We start from the raw sequence: 15943 nt of genomic DNA, 5'->3' as shown, positions 1-15943 counted from the left end.
AATTGATTTCATGTTAGGTATTTGAATCTTAAAGTTAACGTTTTGTATTTCAAATGCCATTTTCCATCATCCATTTTACAACCAACATTATTTTATTACTTTTGCAGCGCTTTTGGTTTCCGGCTTTACACCCGGAATTAAAAGGGAATGCAGTGAAATTCTGCAACTGTCCCGCAGCTGTAAGCTCTATAACGGTAATTCAATCTAAAGCCACTGTTTTTAATTAAACGGGAAGGTAGAAATCACCGGGAGTAAGTCAGAAGACCTGCCTTTAGCGATTAATTTCATAGCTTTCGGGGATTGAAGCTAGGATTGAGGTACTTAACGTTACACGTATTTTCATTTCCTTTCCTAATCTGTTGGCTGTGGGCAAAACTCACAATCAAATGAACAAAAAAAGAATTTTAATTGCTGCAGGCCTGGGGTTTGCACAATTAAGCTTTAGCCAATTTGCTAAAGCACAAGACAGTTTAAAACTTGATGATGTTGTTATCAAGGCAACTAAAAACGACCAGAAGCAATCGCAAACTGGTAAAGTTGTAACTATCATTTCTAAAGAAACTTTAGAACGCAGTCACGGTAAATCGTTACCGGAATTAATTAGCGAACAAGCCGGAATTATCGTTGCAGGTTCCAGTAGCAATCCTGGTTTAAATAAATCTGTATTTTTTCGTGGTGCCGGAAGTGCTTACGCAGTTGTATTAATTGATGGTATTGTTCAAAATGACCCATCTGGAAATGGTGGAGCATTTGATTTACGATTAATATCTATCGACCAAATTGACCATATAGAGATTTTACGAGGCGGTCAATCTACAATTTACGGTTCTGATGCGGTTGCTGGTGTAATCAACATCATTACCAAAAAGGGCGGACCAAAAGGAAATACAATTTATGGTGTTGCAACAGCAGGCAGCTACGAAACTTACAAAGGAACTATTGGTTTAAATGGTGCTGTTGAGGGATTTAATTATAACATTAATTACACTCAGCATAAAACAAACGGCATTTCTGAGGCAGCTAATCCAATAGGTAACAATACAGAATTTGATAAAGATGGCTTTAGAACTGGTGCTTTAAATGCAAACTTCGGGATTGAACTGGATAAAAATTTTACTGTAAATCCTTTTGTTAGGTATTATTATGGTAATTATAGTTTTGATGGTGGCTCTTTTGTAGATGCCGGTAATTATTCAATTTTAAAAAATGTTGCCGTTGGTACAAATGCTAAATATGAATTTGGAACAGGTAAAATTAATTTAAACTATAGTTACGAAAGTACATCGAACGATGCGCACAGCAGTTTCCCTAGCTTTACTCAAGGTAAAATTAATATAATTGATTTATTCTACAATCAAAAATTAGGAAGTAAAGTTGATTTATTGGTTGGTTTGGATAACAGAAGTATGAAACTTAAAGCTGGCACAGCAAGTCCGAACACAAATATTTTTGCTGCTTATACATCATTATTTTTGCATGATTTAAGCATATTTAATTTAGAAGTTGGTGGGCGTTATAATAAACACGAGCAATATGGCGAAAACTATACTTACTCTGTAACGCCAACAATTAATATCATAAAAGAAATTAAATTATTTGGTACGGTATCTACAGCCTTTAAAATTCCAACATTAAATATGTTGTTCGGTCAATTTGGTGCTAACTTAAATTTGAAGCCCGAGAAATCTCAAAATTACGAAGCAGGTGTAAATTTCAGCTTTGCTGATGATAAATTTAGCCTGAGAGTTGCAGGTTACAAACGCGATTTATCAGATGCAATTATTTATGCTTATCCGGCAGGATACATTAATCAGGTGAGCCAAAAAACAAAGGGATTTGAAGTTGAACCAGCGGTAAAATTTGGTAGATTTAATGTTAGCGGTTACTACGGTTATGTTGAAGGAAATGAGTTTAATTTTGTTGATAATGCAATTGCTGATTATTTATTCCGCAGACCTAAACATACTTTCGGTATAAATGCAGGCTTACAAGCTACAAGCAATTTATATGTTAGTGCTAACTATCGTTATTTTGGTAAACGTACTGATGGTAACTTTTCTAGCTATACTGTAGATACTTTGCCTGCTTACAAATTACTAAACGCCTATGCAGAATATGCCTTGGCAAACAAGCGTGTTAAGATTTTCTTTGATGCAAAAAACATCCTGAACGAAAAATACAATGAAATTATTGGTTATAACACTATGGGTTTCAATTTTAATACAGGCGTTAGTTTTAATATCCGCTAATAAAAAATTAACTTTGCAAAAAGATCTTAGGTTTAATTCCGATATTTTATATAAAATACTTAATAAATAATATGGCTCATTTAAAATTTAATCCACGTACGGCAATTTTACTGTTAATGATTTTAGCAATAACGGCCTTCCGTTTACTGGTAACTTTTAACTCTGATGAATTAAAATTTGCAAACTTCTCTTCAATAGGCGCTGTAGCATTATTTGGCGGAGCTTATTTTAAAGATAATTTGAAAGCTTTTGCCTTCCCTTTGTTAAGTTTATTTTTAAGCGATTTCGTTTTAGCCACAACCATATTTAGTAAATACAGTAATGGCTTTTTGTATGAGGGCTGGTATTGGGTATATTTAGCTTTTGCCTTGATGGTTTTGGTTGGCAGAATTTTATTAAAAAATATCAATGTAGTAAATTTGCTAACATCAACATTTGTAATTGTTTTAATTCATTGGATTGTTACCGATTTTCCCATTTGGTACAAAAACCCAGCTTATACACAAGATATAGCAGGCTTTTGGCTTTGCTTGGAAAGAGCTATTCCTTTTGAGATAAGATTTTTAGAAGGAACTATTATTTATGGGGCGATTTTATTCGGAGCGTTTGAAATTCTAAAATCAAAATATCCTGTTTTAAAATTGCAAACACAAAAAGCATAATAATTCATTACATGGCTATTGAAAATCCTCTTTTGATTAATTTCTAAAGAGGATTTTTTTCTTTAACATTGAGCAATAATAGCAACTAAATCAGCCTCCGTCATTCATTTAACCTTTTACCATATATGAAAGTTGTCTCTTTCCTTCCCGCTGCAACCAAAATGATTTACGACATGGGGTTGCAGGAATATCTGCATGGCGTTACTTTCGAATGCCCTAAAGAAGCAGCCGATATGCCTAAAATTGTACGCTGTATTTTAGAAGGAAAGAATTATTCGAGCATGGAAATTGATAGGATTTTTTCAGCCTCAAAAGCACAAGGAAAAAGTTTGTATTGGGTAGATGATGAACTTTTGGAGCGCATTTCGCCTGATATTGTTTTCACACAAGATATTTGCGAAGTGTGTAATATTGATACCGTTTGTACTGAAACTGCAGTGATGAAACTAAGCAAGCAACCTAAGCTTGTTCCACTATCTCCAAATAATTTACAGGATGTTTTTGAATGCGCTTTAACAATTGCCAAAGCTATTGGTAAAGAAGAGGTTGCTCTAAAATATTTGGCTGGTTTACAAGTAAAAACCGATTCTATATTAGATAAGTTAAGGGCAAACCGAGCTCCTTTAAAACGTGTAATGTTAATGGAATGGATTGAACCTATTTACAACTGCGGACATTGGATTCCTTTCCAGATTGCTGCTGCAGGTGGTGTAGATATGCTTTCAAACCCTGCCGGAGATTCTATTGTTACCCAATGGGATAAAATTTTAAAATACAATCCTGAGGTTCTGGTAATTGCACCTTGTGGTTTTGATGTTATTCGAAGTGCCGAAGAAATGACTTTACTTACATCTAAACCTGGATGGGATAACCTCGAAGCTGTTAAAAACAACCAAGTATATATTGCTGATTTCGATATGTTTACTCAACCGAGTATTGGTACCTTAGTTGAAGGTATTGAAGCATTATCTTGCATGTTTCATCCCGAAATTTTTTCAGCTGATGATAGAATCGCGAAGAAATTCATCAATTATTCGGAAATAAAAGTTAATTGTTAATGATGAAATTGGTAGTATTAACTGGTGCTGGTATTAGTGCAGAGAGCGGCTTAAAAACCTTTCGCGATTCGGATGGATTATGGGAAGGACATAATGTTTATGATGTTGCTACGCCCGAAGCCTGGGAACGAAATCCTATACTGGTGCAGGATTTTTATAATGAGCGTAGGAGGCAGGTTTTGGCGGCCAAACCCAATTTAGCACATTCTATTTTAGTAGAATTAGAGGAGGAATTTGATGTTGAAATTATCACCCAAAACATAGATGATTTACATGAGCGGGCAGGTTCTACAAAAGTTACGCATCTTCATGGTGTGATAACTAAATCTCAATCTGATGTAAATTCATCACTCACATATCCAATTAATGGTGCGGAAATTAAAATGGGCGAATTATGCGAATTGGGTTCGCAGCTAAGACCGCATGTGGTATGGTTTGGTGAAGCTGTACCAATGATTGAGTATGCTGCCAGACTTTGTCAATCTGCAGATTTTTTTGTAATAATCGGAACATCTCTTGCGGTTTATCCGGCTTCCGGTTTGGTCGATTTTGTACCGAAACACACAACAAAATACATTATCGATCCTCGGACTCCAGATATTAGACATTATAAAAATGTCGTAAATATTGAACAGAATGCGGTAAATGGCGTGCAAATGCTGAAGAAAATCTTGCTAAATGCCATCTAAAAAACAATGTATTTTCAATTGGAGTGGTGGTAAAGATAGTACACTCGCACTGCACTATGCTCTACAAGATGATTCGTTGGAAATAAAATATCTGGTTACAACGGTAACTGAAAAGTTTAATAGAGTTTCCATGCATGGTGTTAGAGCAGCTCTCTTAATAAAACAGGCTCAAAGCGTTGGTATTCCATTGTATCAAATTCAACTGCCAGATATGCCTGATATGGAAACCTATGATAATGTTATGAAAAATCACATGAACCATTTTAAGGCATGTGGAATAACACATTCTATATTTGGTGATATTTTTCTCGAAGATTTAAGAAAATACAGAGAGGAAAAACTGTCTGAAGTTGGCCTAAAAGCAATATTCCCGTTGTGGAAGCGAAATACTACCGATATCGTTAACGATTTTCTAAATTTAGGTTACAAAACAATAATAGTTTGCTGTCAGCAAAATCTAAAATTATACTGTGGCGAAGTTATTACTAAAGATTTAATAAATAATTTGCCACCTGATATTGACCCCTGTGGTGAAAATGGTGAATACCATACATTTGCCTTTGATGGTCCAGTGTTCAATAATAAACTCGATTTCAATATAGGCGAAATGGTTTTTAGAAGCTATTCAAAGCCAAGCGATACTACCCAAGATGATACTTTATCTATCAGTAAATCAGATAGTTTAGGTTTTTGGTACATTGATTTAGAAGAAAAAAATTAAAACATTAAAACTTTTTGGCATCATTTTTTCTTTACTATCTGTAATTAACTAAAAAACACATACAAATGAAATCTTTTGGCTTTAGGTGGCTAAAGGTTTACTTTAAAAAATTTATGTTATGAAAAAGATATTAGTAGTAATCGCATTAAGTAGTTCGGTTTTATTCGCTTGTAACAATAAAGCAAAAGAAGAAGCTGCATTAAAACAAGCAGAAGCTGAAAAAGCAATGGCCGTTAAAGCCGTAAAAGATAGTTTAAGATTGGATAGTTTCAAGAGAGCAGAAACTGCAAAAATTGAAGCAGAAAAAGAAGCTAAACATCAGGCAGAATTAGTAGCTGCAAGAAAAGCAGGACAACGTTCTTCGTATTCTGGTTCTGGTCGTACTTATTCCAGCACTAGCTCAAGCTCTTACGGTGGTACACAACCAACTGCTAAAAAACAAGGTTGGAGCGATGCTGCAAAAGGTTCAGTAATTGGTGGGGCAGCAGGTGCAGTTGGTGGTGCATTAATTGATAAGAAAAAAGGTAGAGGTGCAATTATTGGTGGTTTAGTTGGAGCTGGTGGCGGTTATTTAATTGGTAGAGGTGAAGACAGAAAATCAGGTCGAGTGCAACCTAAAAACTAATATTTTTTTTCACTCTTCGGAGATATGATGAAGTGGCAACCAGTTAATGGTTGCCACTTTTTTTTTGGAGGTATTTAACCATTATCGTTATTTTGAACATGTTTGAGTTTCATTTTGATTGAGGATTTTTTTTTAAACTAATACATAAAAGCTCCGTGCTTCATTGCGAGAGGCGTATGCATTTCGTGATTCTGAACTTTCTCCTGAAACTTTTTCATTGATGATTATATACAAACCGATATGTAAGCTTCCTGCGTCATTGCGAGGCACGAAGCAATCTTATGGCGCATGCCATTTAAACTTGATGTTTAAGATTGCTTCGTGCCTCGCAATGACGTGGTGTGTAAGTGTGTCGTGTTTCTGAACTTGATCCTGAAACTCTTTTATTAAAGATTATATTGAAAACTATGCCTACGGGATCATGCGTCATTGCGAGGTACGAAGCAATCTATTAGCGCTGGCCCCATTCAAACCTTAAGATTGCTTCGTATTTTGCAATAAGTTGGTGTGTAAGCATGAGGTAAGACATAAGCTTCCTGCGTCATTGCGAGGTACGAAGCAATCTCATGGCGCATGCCAGTTGCACCTAATGTTTTAGACTGCTCCGTGCCTCGCAATGACGTGGTGTGTAAGCGTGTTTTGATTCTAAACTTGTTTAAGAATCATTTTCATTGAGGATTATATACAAACCTATATGTAAGCTTCCTGCGTCATTGCGAGGCACGAAGTAATCTCATGGCGCTTGCCATTCAAACCTAATGTTTAAGATTGCTTCGTGCCTCGCAATGAAGTGGTGCATATATGTGAGAATGTCGTGATTCTGAACTTGTATAAGAATCTCTATTATAAAATTTCACAAGCGGAAAATTCTTTTGAAACATCAATAAACGCAAAAAAGCCTCAATGAAATATTTCACCGAGGCTTCAAACTTAATTTTAAACTATTAATTAATATAATGTAAATTCTACGCGACGGTTAGCTTGACGTCCGGATGCACTTTTGTTAGTCGCAATCGGTTGGTCTGGCCCGTAACCTGTAGCTTCGATTCTTGAAGCATTAGCACCTTGAGACACTAAATAAGCTTTTACTGATTCAGCTCTATCTTTAGATAAACGTAAGTTCAATTCTCTGCCACCAGTGTTATCTGTATGTCCAGCTAATTTTAAGCTAAAGTTTTTCTCCATTAACAAAGTAGCAACTCTGTTTAACGTTTCGTAAGATTTAGAACGGATTGTTGATTTACCTAAATCAAATTCTAAGTTAGAGATTGCATCTCTTACCACTTTACGGTCAGCTTCTGTAATTACAGTAGTTTCTTTAATTACTTTAGTTGTTGGAGCAGCTAATGGACAACCTGAACCATCAACAACAGTACCTGAAGCAGTTCCAGGGCATTTGTCGAATTTGTTAGCTACACCATCATTATCATCATCAGCTAAATCTTTAGCATATTGTGCTCTGTCTCTGGCAGCATTTTCTTCAGCTGTAGATAAAGCTCTTCTTAACTCATTACTTTCTTCAGCAGTTTGTTTACGTAAATCTGCAATAGCGCTGTAGTTCTGTAATTGAGAGTTTTCTTTGTTTCCTAATGCAAACTCAAGACCTACGTGAGAGTATGAATATCTGTTCTCTAAGTAAGCACTTTTAACTGTTGGAGAAGATTTGATAAAGTTAATGTCGTAACCTAAATCGATGTTAATTCCTTTTGATACACCAAATTTAAATCCAACACCTGTTGGGATATACCAACCTTCTCTGTCTTGAAAAACTTGAGTAGCACCAACTTGCGAATCTGACGACATGTAACCGGCACCCGCTTTAATGTAAGGGATTAAAACTGCGTTTTCAGTATTTAAACTAAAGTTAGCAATGTTTAATACCGCAGTTAATGAACCAGCCCAATTGATGCTGTTTTTTTGCTCGATTGTACTTGTAGCATTTAAAGTTTTAATCTCACCACGTAAGAAATCTGCTTGTAAGCCTAATGCAGGAAGAATTTGTTTTTTGATAAAAGCTCCGTAACCTACGCTTTTAAATTCTCTAGCTTTAACACTTCCGCCGCCTAAGATGGTATTTTGGCTGAAGATACCACCCTGAGCACCAACGCTCCATGTTCTTAAATTTTGTTTGCCGAATCTACCAGAAGCGGTAGGTGTTTCTTGTGCAAATAATTGTGATGATAATCCTAATAAGGCAACCAACATTGTTGATTTTGTAATTTTCGTATTCATATTTTATTTTCTAAATAATAGTGGTTAAACAGCTTATTTATAATTCTGTTTTACACTTTTTAGAAAAATATATGCCTAAATATGATTTAAAACTGCAAACCGCAATAAATCAATTACTTATGTTATAATTTTTTTCACAAAAAAGTTACGTTGATATTTAAATTATATCACAATATATATGTATTTTATGAAAAACTATGCTTTTTTAATCTTCAAAATACCTAAGCAGACGGATTCTTCTTACCATCTAAAAGCATAATTAGTACCTTATCAATTCTTGCTTGTCTTGTTTTTTCTTGTTTGGCTGATAGAATCCAAAGTACATACTCCTTTTTATTGGAGTATGCCAGGCTTTCAAAGTAACGAATTGCTTGTGGATGTTGTTCCAAAACAAATTTTAGACCTGAAGGTAAGGTTACTTTTTTATTTACAACATCGATAAAATCCGAATAATCATTTGTTTGAATATGGTCGTTTCTTAAACCGCTTGGTTTTATTTCGCCTATAAATTTTAATCTTAAAGCTGTCCAAATCTCATTTACAGAAGCAGATGAACAAGGATTTAATCCAAAAACATCCAACTCATGCCAGCTTTTCATCAAATCTAAATCAGTTTTTATTTTTGATGATTTCTTTGGTGAGAAAATCCAAATTATAGTTTTTGGATTTAAATACATTAGCTGACTTTCGATTTGGGCTTTTAATTGATTTTGAGAAGTTGTAAAAGTAATAAGTGCATCAAAATGATTTACCTCATCGTAACAGATGGAAATATTATCTGGTTTATTCAAAAAGATGGAGTCTACGTTTTCTGGCGCATCAATAACTTTGACAACAAAGCCAGGCTTAATTTGTAGCTTTTTTAATAAGGCATGTTCCATCTTAGTCTTTTTATAACCTAAGTTTTGCAAAGAAATCCCAAAAAACAATTCCTGCAGAAATGGTTATATTAAACGAATGTTTTGTGCCAAACTGAGGAATTTCGATGCACTCATCAATTTTAGCCATTACTTCATCGCTCACACCATCAACCTCGTTACCAAAAATTAAAGCGTATTTTTTGTCTTTATCTGGCGAAAAAATATTAAGCATTGTGCTATTTTCTGCTTGCTCGATAGCTACAATTTCATAACCTTTTGCTCGTAATTCATCAACGGCAGTTGTTGTATCAGCATAATGCATCCATTCTACTGATTGCGTTGCGCCTAAAGCCGTCTTTTCAATTTCCCGATGTGGTGGTTGTGCCGTAATACCACACAACACTACTTGCTCTAATGCAAAACCATCTGCCGTACGGAAAATAGAACCTACATTGTGCATACTTCTAACATTATCCAAAATGGCTACTACGGGTAACTTTTCTTGTGCTTTAAACGATTCAACATCTGCTCTGTTAAGTTCGTTTAGTTTTAACTTTTTCATTTATAAAAAGGTTAGCTAAATCTTTAGCTAATAATTAAATTATAATTTGGTTGGTCCGTTGCCAATGTCACTTACATATATTTCTCCCGGGTATCCAATTCTTGCTACATAATAATCTGTTAAATGTTTCGCAAAATCTTCCTCAAAGCCTTTTTCTAAAAGTGCTATTGCACAACCGCCAAAACCAGCACCAGTCATTCTCGCACCAATTACATGTTCATAATCTATACAAAAATCTACAACTGTATCTAACTCTTTACCGCTTACCTCATATAAGCTGCGTAGCGATTGATGTGACGCATACATTAAACGTCCAAATTCTTCTAATTCACCGGCATTAAGCGCTTTGGCAGCCAAATGAACTCTATCATTTTCTTTAACTACGTGAGATGCTCTGTTTAAAATCGTTTCATCTGCAATTACATGCTTGTGAAGCGCAAATTTCTCCGCGTTTAAATCGCATAAATTATTCAGTTTTACTTCTTCATTAAGCAATTTTAGTGCAGTCTGGCATTCTTCCACACGTTCATTATATTTAGAATCGGCTAATTCGCGTGGTTTTTTTGTATTGATAATTGCCAGAACATATTTGCCTAAATTAATATCAACCATTTTATATTTAAGTGTCTCGCAATCCAAAACAATTGCTTTATCTTTCTCCCCGAAAGCAACTGCGAATTGATCCATAATGCCAGAATTTAAACCAATAAAATCGTTCTCAACCCTTTTAGCCTTTTTAACCAATTCTAAGTTATCATAACCAAGGTTGAAATAATCGTTTATTGCAAAAGCTGTGGCAATCTCAATAGATGCAGAAGAAGACAATCCTGAACCTATAGGGATGTTTCCAAAATATAAAAAATCTAAACCACTGATTTCTTTACCATCTTTAATAAACTCATTGATTACACCAATAGGGTAATTAGACCATAAACCTCCATTTTTTTGATGCAGAACATTACTTTCTACCTCAGTTTGCTCATTAAAGTTTAAACTTTTAAATCTGAATTTACCATCGTTATTTGGTGAGATGGCCAGCCATGTACCTAAAGTAATTGCACAAGGCATTACCAAGCCGCCATTGTAATCGATATGTTCACCAATTAAATTTACACGACCAGGTGTAAAATAAACCGCATCAGCATTTTTTTGATATTGTTCTGCAAATTTTTCTTCGAGTTGAGATTTCATCAGTTTAAAATATTTATAAAAGCAAGTATTAATGGTATGTTTGTTTAGCAAACAAAAGCCCTAAGTTACAATTTATGAGCATTAAGCAAATACCAACAGGAAATATAATTAATGGCGAAGAAGTTATCGCAATAGAATTAACTAATAATAATGGCACCTACATTAAATTATATAATTATGGAGCCATTATTAATAATTTTATAATTAAAAATGCCAAAGGCAATATGCAGGATATTGTTTTAGGCTTTGATGATTTTAACCAATATTTCGGAGCAGATTACCTGGATAACAATCCACACTTAGGAGCAGTGATAGGCAGATACGCAAACCGTATAAAGGGTGCATCATTCCAAATTGATGGTCAAAATTTTAATTTACCTAAAAATAATAACAGTGATACCTTACATGGAGGGATTGATGGTTTTGATAAAAAGGTTTGGGATATAGTTGAATTTGATGAAGAAATATCATCCGTTACTTTACAATATGAAAGTATTGATGGTGAAGAAGGCTTTCCAGGTACTTTAATTGTTGATTTAACTTTGCAATTAACAGAAAACGATGAACTTATTTTAAGCTACGAAGCTGAAACAGATAAAGCGACAGCCATAAATTTGACTCACCATGGCTATTTTAATTTATCACCTGATGGTGGAAAAATTGATAAACATAAGCAACAGATTTTTGCCAAAAATTATTTAGAACAAGATGATAATTATTGCGTAACCGGCAAATTAATTCCTGTTAAGGATACCGCACTTGATTTTACAGAGTTAAAGGAATTTGGTAAAGACTGGAATCCGGAGGAAGGTTATGACCAAACTTATGTTTTAGATAAAACTTATGGAGATTTAACGTTGGCCAGCAAAACAGTTGAGCAGGAGAGTGGTTTAACGCTTAGCATTTATACTACAGAACCGGTAGCGCATTTATATACATCAAAATACTTAAAGGTAAAAAATGGTAAGGGCGGAAAAGATTATAGTGGTTTTGAAGCTTTTTGTGTGGAAACCCAACACCACCCGAATGCTGTAAATATTATTGAATTTCCTTCAACAATTTTGCGACCAGGAGAGTTATATACTCAAACAACCATTTACAAAGTATCAACTAACAAATAATTATATGTTTTCCATAGAAGAAATAAAATCTGCAGAATCAAAAATTAAAACCGGCGCAGATTTCCCACAATTTATAAAAGAGATTGCAGCCTTAGGGGTTGTTAGAAATGATGTTTATGTAGCAAATGGATTATCGGTATATTTTGGCAATGATGATACTTCTGTTCAGGCAAGCCCCGAAAATTATCCTGAATTGATTATCAATGATGAATCATCTGCTGAAAAATTAGCGCATGCTTTAAAAATTCATCAGAATGGTGAAACTGATTATTTTACCTTCTGCAAGCAGGCTGCTGATGCAGGAGTTGAAAAATGGGTTATAGATATTCAGAAAATGACTTGCTCATATTTAGATATGGAACAAAAGGAATTGGTAAAAGAAACTATACCAGGTGCATAAATAGCTTATAATTCAAAGTATTATTTTTCACATTAAGCCTCTCGAGATGTTTATAATTCGCTTTCGGGAGGCTCATACAGATTTGGAATTAAATTCTTTCGAGCACCGTTTCAATTGCTTTTGCAACAATTTTATCTGGCTGATTACTAAATTCATATTTCACCCGACTCGCTAATATGGCATTAACAGATAATGCATTATGCCCTAAAATTTTTGCTAAAGCATAAATTCCGGCAGTTTCCATCTCCAAATTTGTAATTCTTTCTTGATTGCATTTAAAACTGTTAATCAAGCCAATAAAATCCGGAACTGCATTTTTCGCCCTAACTTTTCTACCTTGCGGTGCATAAAAACCTGGAGCTGTAATTGTAATTCCTTTAACCATCTCTTTTCCAATCGTATCCAATAATCTACTGCTCGAAGCCGTTAAATAAGGTTTTATATTTTTTAAATGGCCGAAATGAATATTAATATCGTTTAATAAATTTTGCTCGTCTCCATTTAATTCATGTACATAATAATTCATTAACGAATCCATGCCTAAGCCGTATGATGATGACAGAATTGTTCCCATTTCTATATCAGGCTGAACTGCGCCAGATGTACCAATTCTTATGATATCTAGTGATTTAAGTTTGCTATTTACTTCGCGTGTTTCAAAATTAATATTAACCAGAGCATCAAGCTCGTTGAAAACAATATCAATATTATCTGTACCAATTCCGGTTGAAAGCACAGTAACCCGTTTTTTACCCACATATCCAGTATGTGTGATAAACTCTCTTTTGCCTTTTTTAAGTTCGATACTATCAAAATACTTGCTAACCTCGCCAACGCGATCAGGGTCGCCAACCGTGATAACCGTATCCGCAATATCTTCAGGTAATAAGTTTAAATGATAAATTGTACCATCAGGGTTTATAATAAGGTCGCTTTCTGGAATTTTCATAATGAATTTGGCTGATATTTAATTCGAAAAGATAATAACTATTTATGGTTACAAGGTTTCTAAATATTTAAGTTTGATGTTTTCAATCTTATCAAACTTAGCTAAAACCTGATTTAACTGGGCTTTTCTTATTTCAAATTTTATGATACAATTGATATCAAATTTCTGCTCAATAACTTCCAGACCTTCATCTTTTATCAATTTCATTACATCGTTCATTTGCAAATAATCGAAATACACTTCATAAACATCGTTTATAGTTTTGGTAATCTTTTCTGCGTTTTGAAGTGCTTCAATTGTAGCCGTTTTGTATGCATTAATTAAACCCGGAACGCCCAATAAAGTTCCGCCAAAATACCTTACAACTACAACCAAAATATAAGTAACATCTTCTGATAATAAGCAGTTCAAAATCGGTCTGCCTGCTGTTCCTGATGGTTCTCCGTCGTCATTTACCCTAAAAACAGAACGGTCTGTAGTTAAACGATATGCATAGCAAAAATGCCTGGCTTTGGCATGTTCAGTTCTTAAAGCATTTATTATTGGCTTAATTTCTTCATCAGAACGTATTGGGTAAGCATAAGCTATAAATTTGCTTCCTTTATCCCTAAAAATTGCTTCTGAAGGTTTATTAATGGTTTTATAAGAATCGTCAAATAGCATTTAGTTGTGATAATGTAATTAAGATAACTGCACAAATTGCAAAAGCAATTCCGATGTAATTAATGCGGCTTAATTTTTCTTTAAATACGAGCACACCAATTAAACTACCAACTACAATAACACCTAAATTCATAGCTGCAAAAACTGTTGATGGATTGTTGGCAAGTGCTTTATGGGCTTTCATGTAGAATAATATGTTTCCAAAATTGAATAATCCTAAAATTAAACCACAACCGATATTTACGATTTGTATTTTGGTTTTTTTAATTAAAACCATAACTAATACAATAATTAGGGAAACGATAAAAGCGAGACAAAAAACAATAAATAATGATGTTGTATAAGGAAATTCTTTGTGCAAAGCAATTTGCTTAAATAATACATCAATCACTCCAAAACCTATAAACACCGAGAGTGGAAAAATCCATCTACTGTTTTTTTGATTATTATCGCTTTTGCGGAGAAAAGTTAAAACTATAGCAGCAAAGCCAACAGCCAAACCAACAAATTTTAAAGGGTTAAAATTTTCTTTAAAGATAAAGTAGGCGGCAAGAATTGGGATAAACAAGGATAACCTTTGTGCAATATCAGTTTTAACAATTCCTAAATTTTTAACCGATGCCGCTAGTATTAAAAAAATTGATGGTAACAAAATAGCTAATGATATATATATTGGCCAAGGTGCGTGAGCATCAATTAGCTTAACATCTGGCTTAAAGAAAAGAAAACATAAAAATAACGCGGTAAGGTAATTTATAGTAACTGCTTGTATTATACTAATCTTATATCTTTTTGCAAGTTTTAAAAGCACTGCTACAGTAACGCTACATAAAACGCTTAATATAATGTATGTCATTAATTTATATCATTTACATAAATAGAAAGTTTATCACTTTCAATTTGAATTTGTTCGGTTAAAATACCTTTTATCACAGGAGATGCTATTCCTGCAGACCAACTATTTTTTGAAGAAAAAATTCTGGCTTCATCCCAAATTCCAGCACCTAAAAATTGATTTAGAATATTAGCACCACCTTCTACAATTACAGATTGAATATCCATTAGATAAAGCTGAAAAGCAATTTTTTGAGGCAAATAAAAGTGCATGTCTTCCATTTGGATGTAGTGGATATTATCAACTACATCTGTTTTTACCTCGTTAAATATGATGGTTTTAGCTTCCTTGTTAAAAACATTATTATCTGATGAAATTTGAAGATTTTTATCAATCACTAATCTGATTGGATTTTTCCCTGGCCATAATCTACTTGTTAATTGTGGGTTATCAATTATAGCAGTTTGTTTACCAATTAAAATGGCATCTTCTTCAGTGCGCCACTGGTGCGCCAATCGTTTTGCCAATGCGCCACTTATCCACTTTTGATGTCCATCTAAGCTAGCGAAAAAGCCGTTTGCAGTTTCTGCCCATTTAAGTATTATGTAAGGTCGCTGATTTTGTATTCTGGTAAAAAATCTTTTATTAAAACCTCTGCATTCTTTATCCAGAACACCACTAATTACTTCAATTCCGGCATTTTTTAATTTCTCGATACCTTTTCCATCAACGCCAGAGAAGGGATCTCGATTGCCAATTACAACCTTTTTTAGTTTATGTTTAACAAATAAATCTGCACAAGGTGGTGTCTTACCAAAGTGTGCACAAGGTTCTAAATTTACATAGGCTGTTGCAGTTTTCAATAAATCATCGGCCTGCGCACCAAATTTCTCTATTACAGCTTTTATTGCGTTTGGTTCGGCGTGTGCTTCACCGTATTTCTGATGATAACCCTCGCCGATTATTTCTCCGTTTGCTACAATTACGCAACCTACCATTGGGTTCGGACTAACATTTCCGATTGCCTTAGCAGCCAGTTCTAAGCAGCGCTTAACAAAAAATTCATCGCTCATTAACACAAAAGTAGTTAAATTATGACAAGGAAAGTTACACGATTTATTACTTT

At 34.2% G+C, this 15943-nt stretch carries 16 protein-coding genes and 1 riboswitch; of the genes, 8 read left to right on the top strand and 8 right to left on the bottom strand.

Going from position 1 to position 15943, the window contains the following annotated elements:
- The first annotated feature begins 96 nt into the window (after positions 1–96).
- A riboswitch (cobalamin riboswitch) is annotated at positions 97–288 on the top strand.
- 98 nt (positions 289–386) lie between these two features.
- The 6 genes from LUA86_RS05635 to LUA86_RS05610 all read left to right on the top strand — a co-directional run bounded on the left by LUA86_RS05635 (position 387) and on the right by LUA86_RS05610 (position 6004).
- The gene (locus LUA86_RS05635; protein ID WP_231459637.1) at positions 387–2249 is read left to right on the top strand and encodes a TonB-dependent siderophore receptor; all 1863 of its coding nucleotides are present in this window, start codon (positions 387–389) and stop codon (positions 2247–2249) included.
- A gap of 71 nt (positions 2250–2320) precedes the next feature.
- Complete coding sequence (locus LUA86_RS05630) at positions 2321–2911, top strand: DUF6580 family putative transport protein (protein WP_231459636.1); 591 nt, start codon at positions 2321–2323, stop codon at positions 2909–2911.
- Between the two features lie 125 nt (positions 2912–3036).
- The gene (locus LUA86_RS05625) at positions 3037–3969 is read left to right on the top strand and encodes an ABC transporter substrate-binding protein (RefSeq protein WP_231459635.1); all 933 of its coding nucleotides are present in this window, start codon (positions 3037–3039) and stop codon (positions 3967–3969) included.
- Complete coding sequence (locus LUA86_RS05620; RefSeq protein ID WP_231459634.1) at positions 3969–4658, top strand: Sir2 family NAD-dependent protein deacetylase; 690 nt, start codon at positions 3969–3971, stop codon at positions 4656–4658. Before LUA86_RS05625 ends, LUA86_RS05620 begins: the two co-directional genes overlap by 1 nt.
- A complete protein-coding gene (locus tag LUA86_RS05615) occupies positions 4648–5379 on the top strand; it encodes a diphthine--ammonia ligase (RefSeq protein ID WP_231459633.1) in 732 nt (243 codons plus the stop codon). Before LUA86_RS05620 ends, LUA86_RS05615 begins: the two co-directional genes overlap by 11 nt.
- A 118-nt stretch (positions 5380–5497) precedes the next feature.
- Positions 5498–6004 (top strand): YMGG-like glycine zipper-containing protein, encoded by a 507-nt coding sequence (locus LUA86_RS05610; protein WP_231459632.1) that lies wholly within the window; start codon positions 5498–5500, stop codon positions 6002–6004.
- A 948-nt stretch (positions 6005–6952) separates the two neighbouring features.
- On the opposite strand, the gene LUA86_RS05605 is transcribed toward LUA86_RS05610, so the two are convergent.
- The 4 genes from LUA86_RS05605 to LUA86_RS05590 form a co-directional block, all read right to left on the bottom strand.
- Complete coding sequence (locus LUA86_RS05605; protein ID WP_231459631.1) at positions 6953–8236, bottom strand: OmpA family protein; 1284 nt, start codon at positions 8234–8236, stop codon at positions 6953–6955.
- Positions 8237–8457: 221 nt separating this feature from the next.
- Positions 8458–9117: a YdeI/OmpD-associated family protein gene (locus LUA86_RS05600; RefSeq protein WP_231459630.1), complete on the bottom strand. Its 660-nt coding sequence runs from the start codon at positions 9115–9117 to the stop codon at positions 8458–8460.
- 10 nt (positions 9118–9127) lie between these two features.
- Positions 9128–9658: an RNA methyltransferase gene (locus tag LUA86_RS05595; RefSeq protein WP_231459629.1), complete on the bottom strand. Its 531-nt coding sequence runs from the start codon at positions 9656–9658 to the stop codon at positions 9128–9130.
- Between the two features lie 39 nt (positions 9659–9697).
- A complete protein-coding gene (locus LUA86_RS05590; protein ID WP_231459628.1) occupies positions 9698–10849 on the bottom strand; it encodes a galactokinase in 1152 nt (383 codons plus the stop codon).
- A 74-nt stretch (positions 10850–10923) separates the two neighbouring features.
- Between LUA86_RS05590 and LUA86_RS05585 the strand changes: the two genes are divergently transcribed.
- Complete coding sequence (locus tag LUA86_RS05585) at positions 10924–11970, top strand: aldose epimerase family protein (protein WP_231459627.1); 1047 nt, start codon at positions 10924–10926, stop codon at positions 11968–11970.
- A 4-nt stretch (positions 11971–11974) separates the two neighbouring features.
- Positions 11975–12370 (top strand): DUF1398 domain-containing protein, encoded by a 396-nt coding sequence (locus LUA86_RS05580; RefSeq protein WP_231459626.1) that lies wholly within the window; start codon positions 11975–11977, stop codon positions 12368–12370.
- Positions 12371–12458: 88 nt separating this feature from the next.
- On the opposite strand, the gene LUA86_RS05575 is transcribed toward LUA86_RS05580, so the two are convergent.
- Genes LUA86_RS05575 through ribD form a run of 4 tightly spaced genes read right to left on the bottom strand, consistent with a single transcriptional unit; the run spans position 12459 to position 15890 of the window.
- Positions 12459–13319, bottom strand: a complete 861-nt coding sequence (locus LUA86_RS05575; RefSeq protein ID WP_231459625.1) for a nucleoside phosphorylase — start codon at positions 13317–13319, stop codon at positions 12459–12461.
- 48 nt (positions 13320–13367) lie between these two features.
- Complete coding sequence (locus tag LUA86_RS05570; RefSeq protein ID WP_231459624.1) at positions 13368–13982, bottom strand: YigZ family protein; 615 nt, start codon at positions 13980–13982, stop codon at positions 13368–13370.
- On the bottom strand, positions 13972–14838 hold the full coding sequence (locus tag LUA86_RS05565; RefSeq protein ID WP_231459623.1) for a DMT family transporter: 867 nt from the start codon (positions 14836–14838) through the stop codon (positions 13972–13974). Before LUA86_RS05565 ends, LUA86_RS05570 begins: the two co-directional genes overlap by 11 nt.
- The gene (gene ribD, locus LUA86_RS05560; RefSeq protein ID WP_231459622.1) at positions 14838–15890 is read right to left on the bottom strand and encodes a bifunctional diaminohydroxyphosphoribosylaminopyrimidine deaminase/5-amino-6-(5-phosphoribosylamino)uracil reductase RibD; all 1053 of its coding nucleotides are present in this window, start codon (positions 15888–15890) and stop codon (positions 14838–14840) included. Before ribD ends, LUA86_RS05565 begins: the two co-directional genes overlap by 1 nt.
- Positions 15891–15943: the final 53 nt, after the last annotated feature.

Source organism: Pedobacter sp. Leaf132, from assembly GCF_920984695.1.
Taxonomy (GTDB): domain Bacteria; phylum Bacteroidota; class Bacteroidia; order Sphingobacteriales; family Sphingobacteriaceae; genus Pedobacter.
This window is presented reverse-complemented; position numbering and strand designations above follow the sequence as displayed.

Excerpts from the sequence above, each read along its gene's own strand:
- LUA86_RS05635 (WP_231459637.1), top strand. The coding sequence starts at position 387 with ATGAACAAAAAAAGAATTTTAATTGCTGCAGGCCTGGGGTTTGCACAA.
- LUA86_RS05630 (WP_231459636.1), top strand. The coding sequence starts at position 2,321 with ATGGCTCATTTAAAATTTAATCCACGTACGGCAATTTTACTGTTAATG.
- LUA86_RS05625 (WP_231459635.1), top strand. The coding sequence starts at position 3,037 with ATGAAAGTTGTCTCTTTCCTTCCCGCTGCAACCAAAATGATTTACGAC.
- LUA86_RS05620 (WP_231459634.1), top strand. The coding sequence starts at position 3,969 with ATGATGAAATTGGTAGTATTAACTGGTGCTGGTATTAGTGCAGAGAGC.
- LUA86_RS05615 (WP_231459633.1), top strand. The coding sequence starts at position 4,648 with ATGCCATCTAAAAAACAATGTATTTTCAATTGGAGTGGTGGTAAAGAT.
- LUA86_RS05610 (WP_231459632.1), top strand. The coding sequence starts at position 5,498 with ATGAAAAAGATATTAGTAGTAATCGCATTAAGTAGTTCGGTTTTATTC.
- LUA86_RS05605 (WP_231459631.1), bottom strand. The coding sequence starts at position 8,236 with ATGAATACGAAAATTACAAAATCAACAATGTTGGTTGCCTTATTAGGA.
- LUA86_RS05600 (WP_231459630.1), bottom strand. The coding sequence starts at position 9,117 with ATGGAACATGCCTTATTAAAAAAGCTACAAATTAAGCCTGGCTTTGTT.
- LUA86_RS05595 (WP_231459629.1), bottom strand. The coding sequence starts at position 9,658 with ATGAAAAAGTTAAAACTAAACGAACTTAACAGAGCAGATGTTGAATCG.
- LUA86_RS05590 (WP_231459628.1), bottom strand. The coding sequence starts at position 10,849 with ATGAAATCTCAACTCGAAGAAAAATTTGCAGAACAATATCAAAAAAAT.
- LUA86_RS05585 (WP_231459627.1), top strand. The coding sequence starts at position 10,924 with ATGAGCATTAAGCAAATACCAACAGGAAATATAATTAATGGCGAAGAA.
- LUA86_RS05580 (WP_231459626.1), top strand. The coding sequence starts at position 11,975 with ATGTTTTCCATAGAAGAAATAAAATCTGCAGAATCAAAAATTAAAACC.
- LUA86_RS05575 (WP_231459625.1), bottom strand. The coding sequence starts at position 13,319 with ATGAAAATTCCAGAAAGCGACCTTATTATAAACCCTGATGGTACAATT.
- LUA86_RS05570 (WP_231459624.1), bottom strand. The coding sequence starts at position 13,982 with ATGCTATTTGACGATTCTTATAAAACCATTAATAAACCTTCAGAAGCA.
- LUA86_RS05565 (WP_231459623.1), bottom strand. The coding sequence starts at position 14,838 with ATGACATACATTATATTAAGCGTTTTATGTAGCGTTACTGTAGCAGTG.
- ribD (WP_231459622.1), bottom strand. The coding sequence starts at position 15,890 with ATGAGCGATGAATTTTTTGTTAAGCGCTGCTTAGAACTGGCTGCTAAG.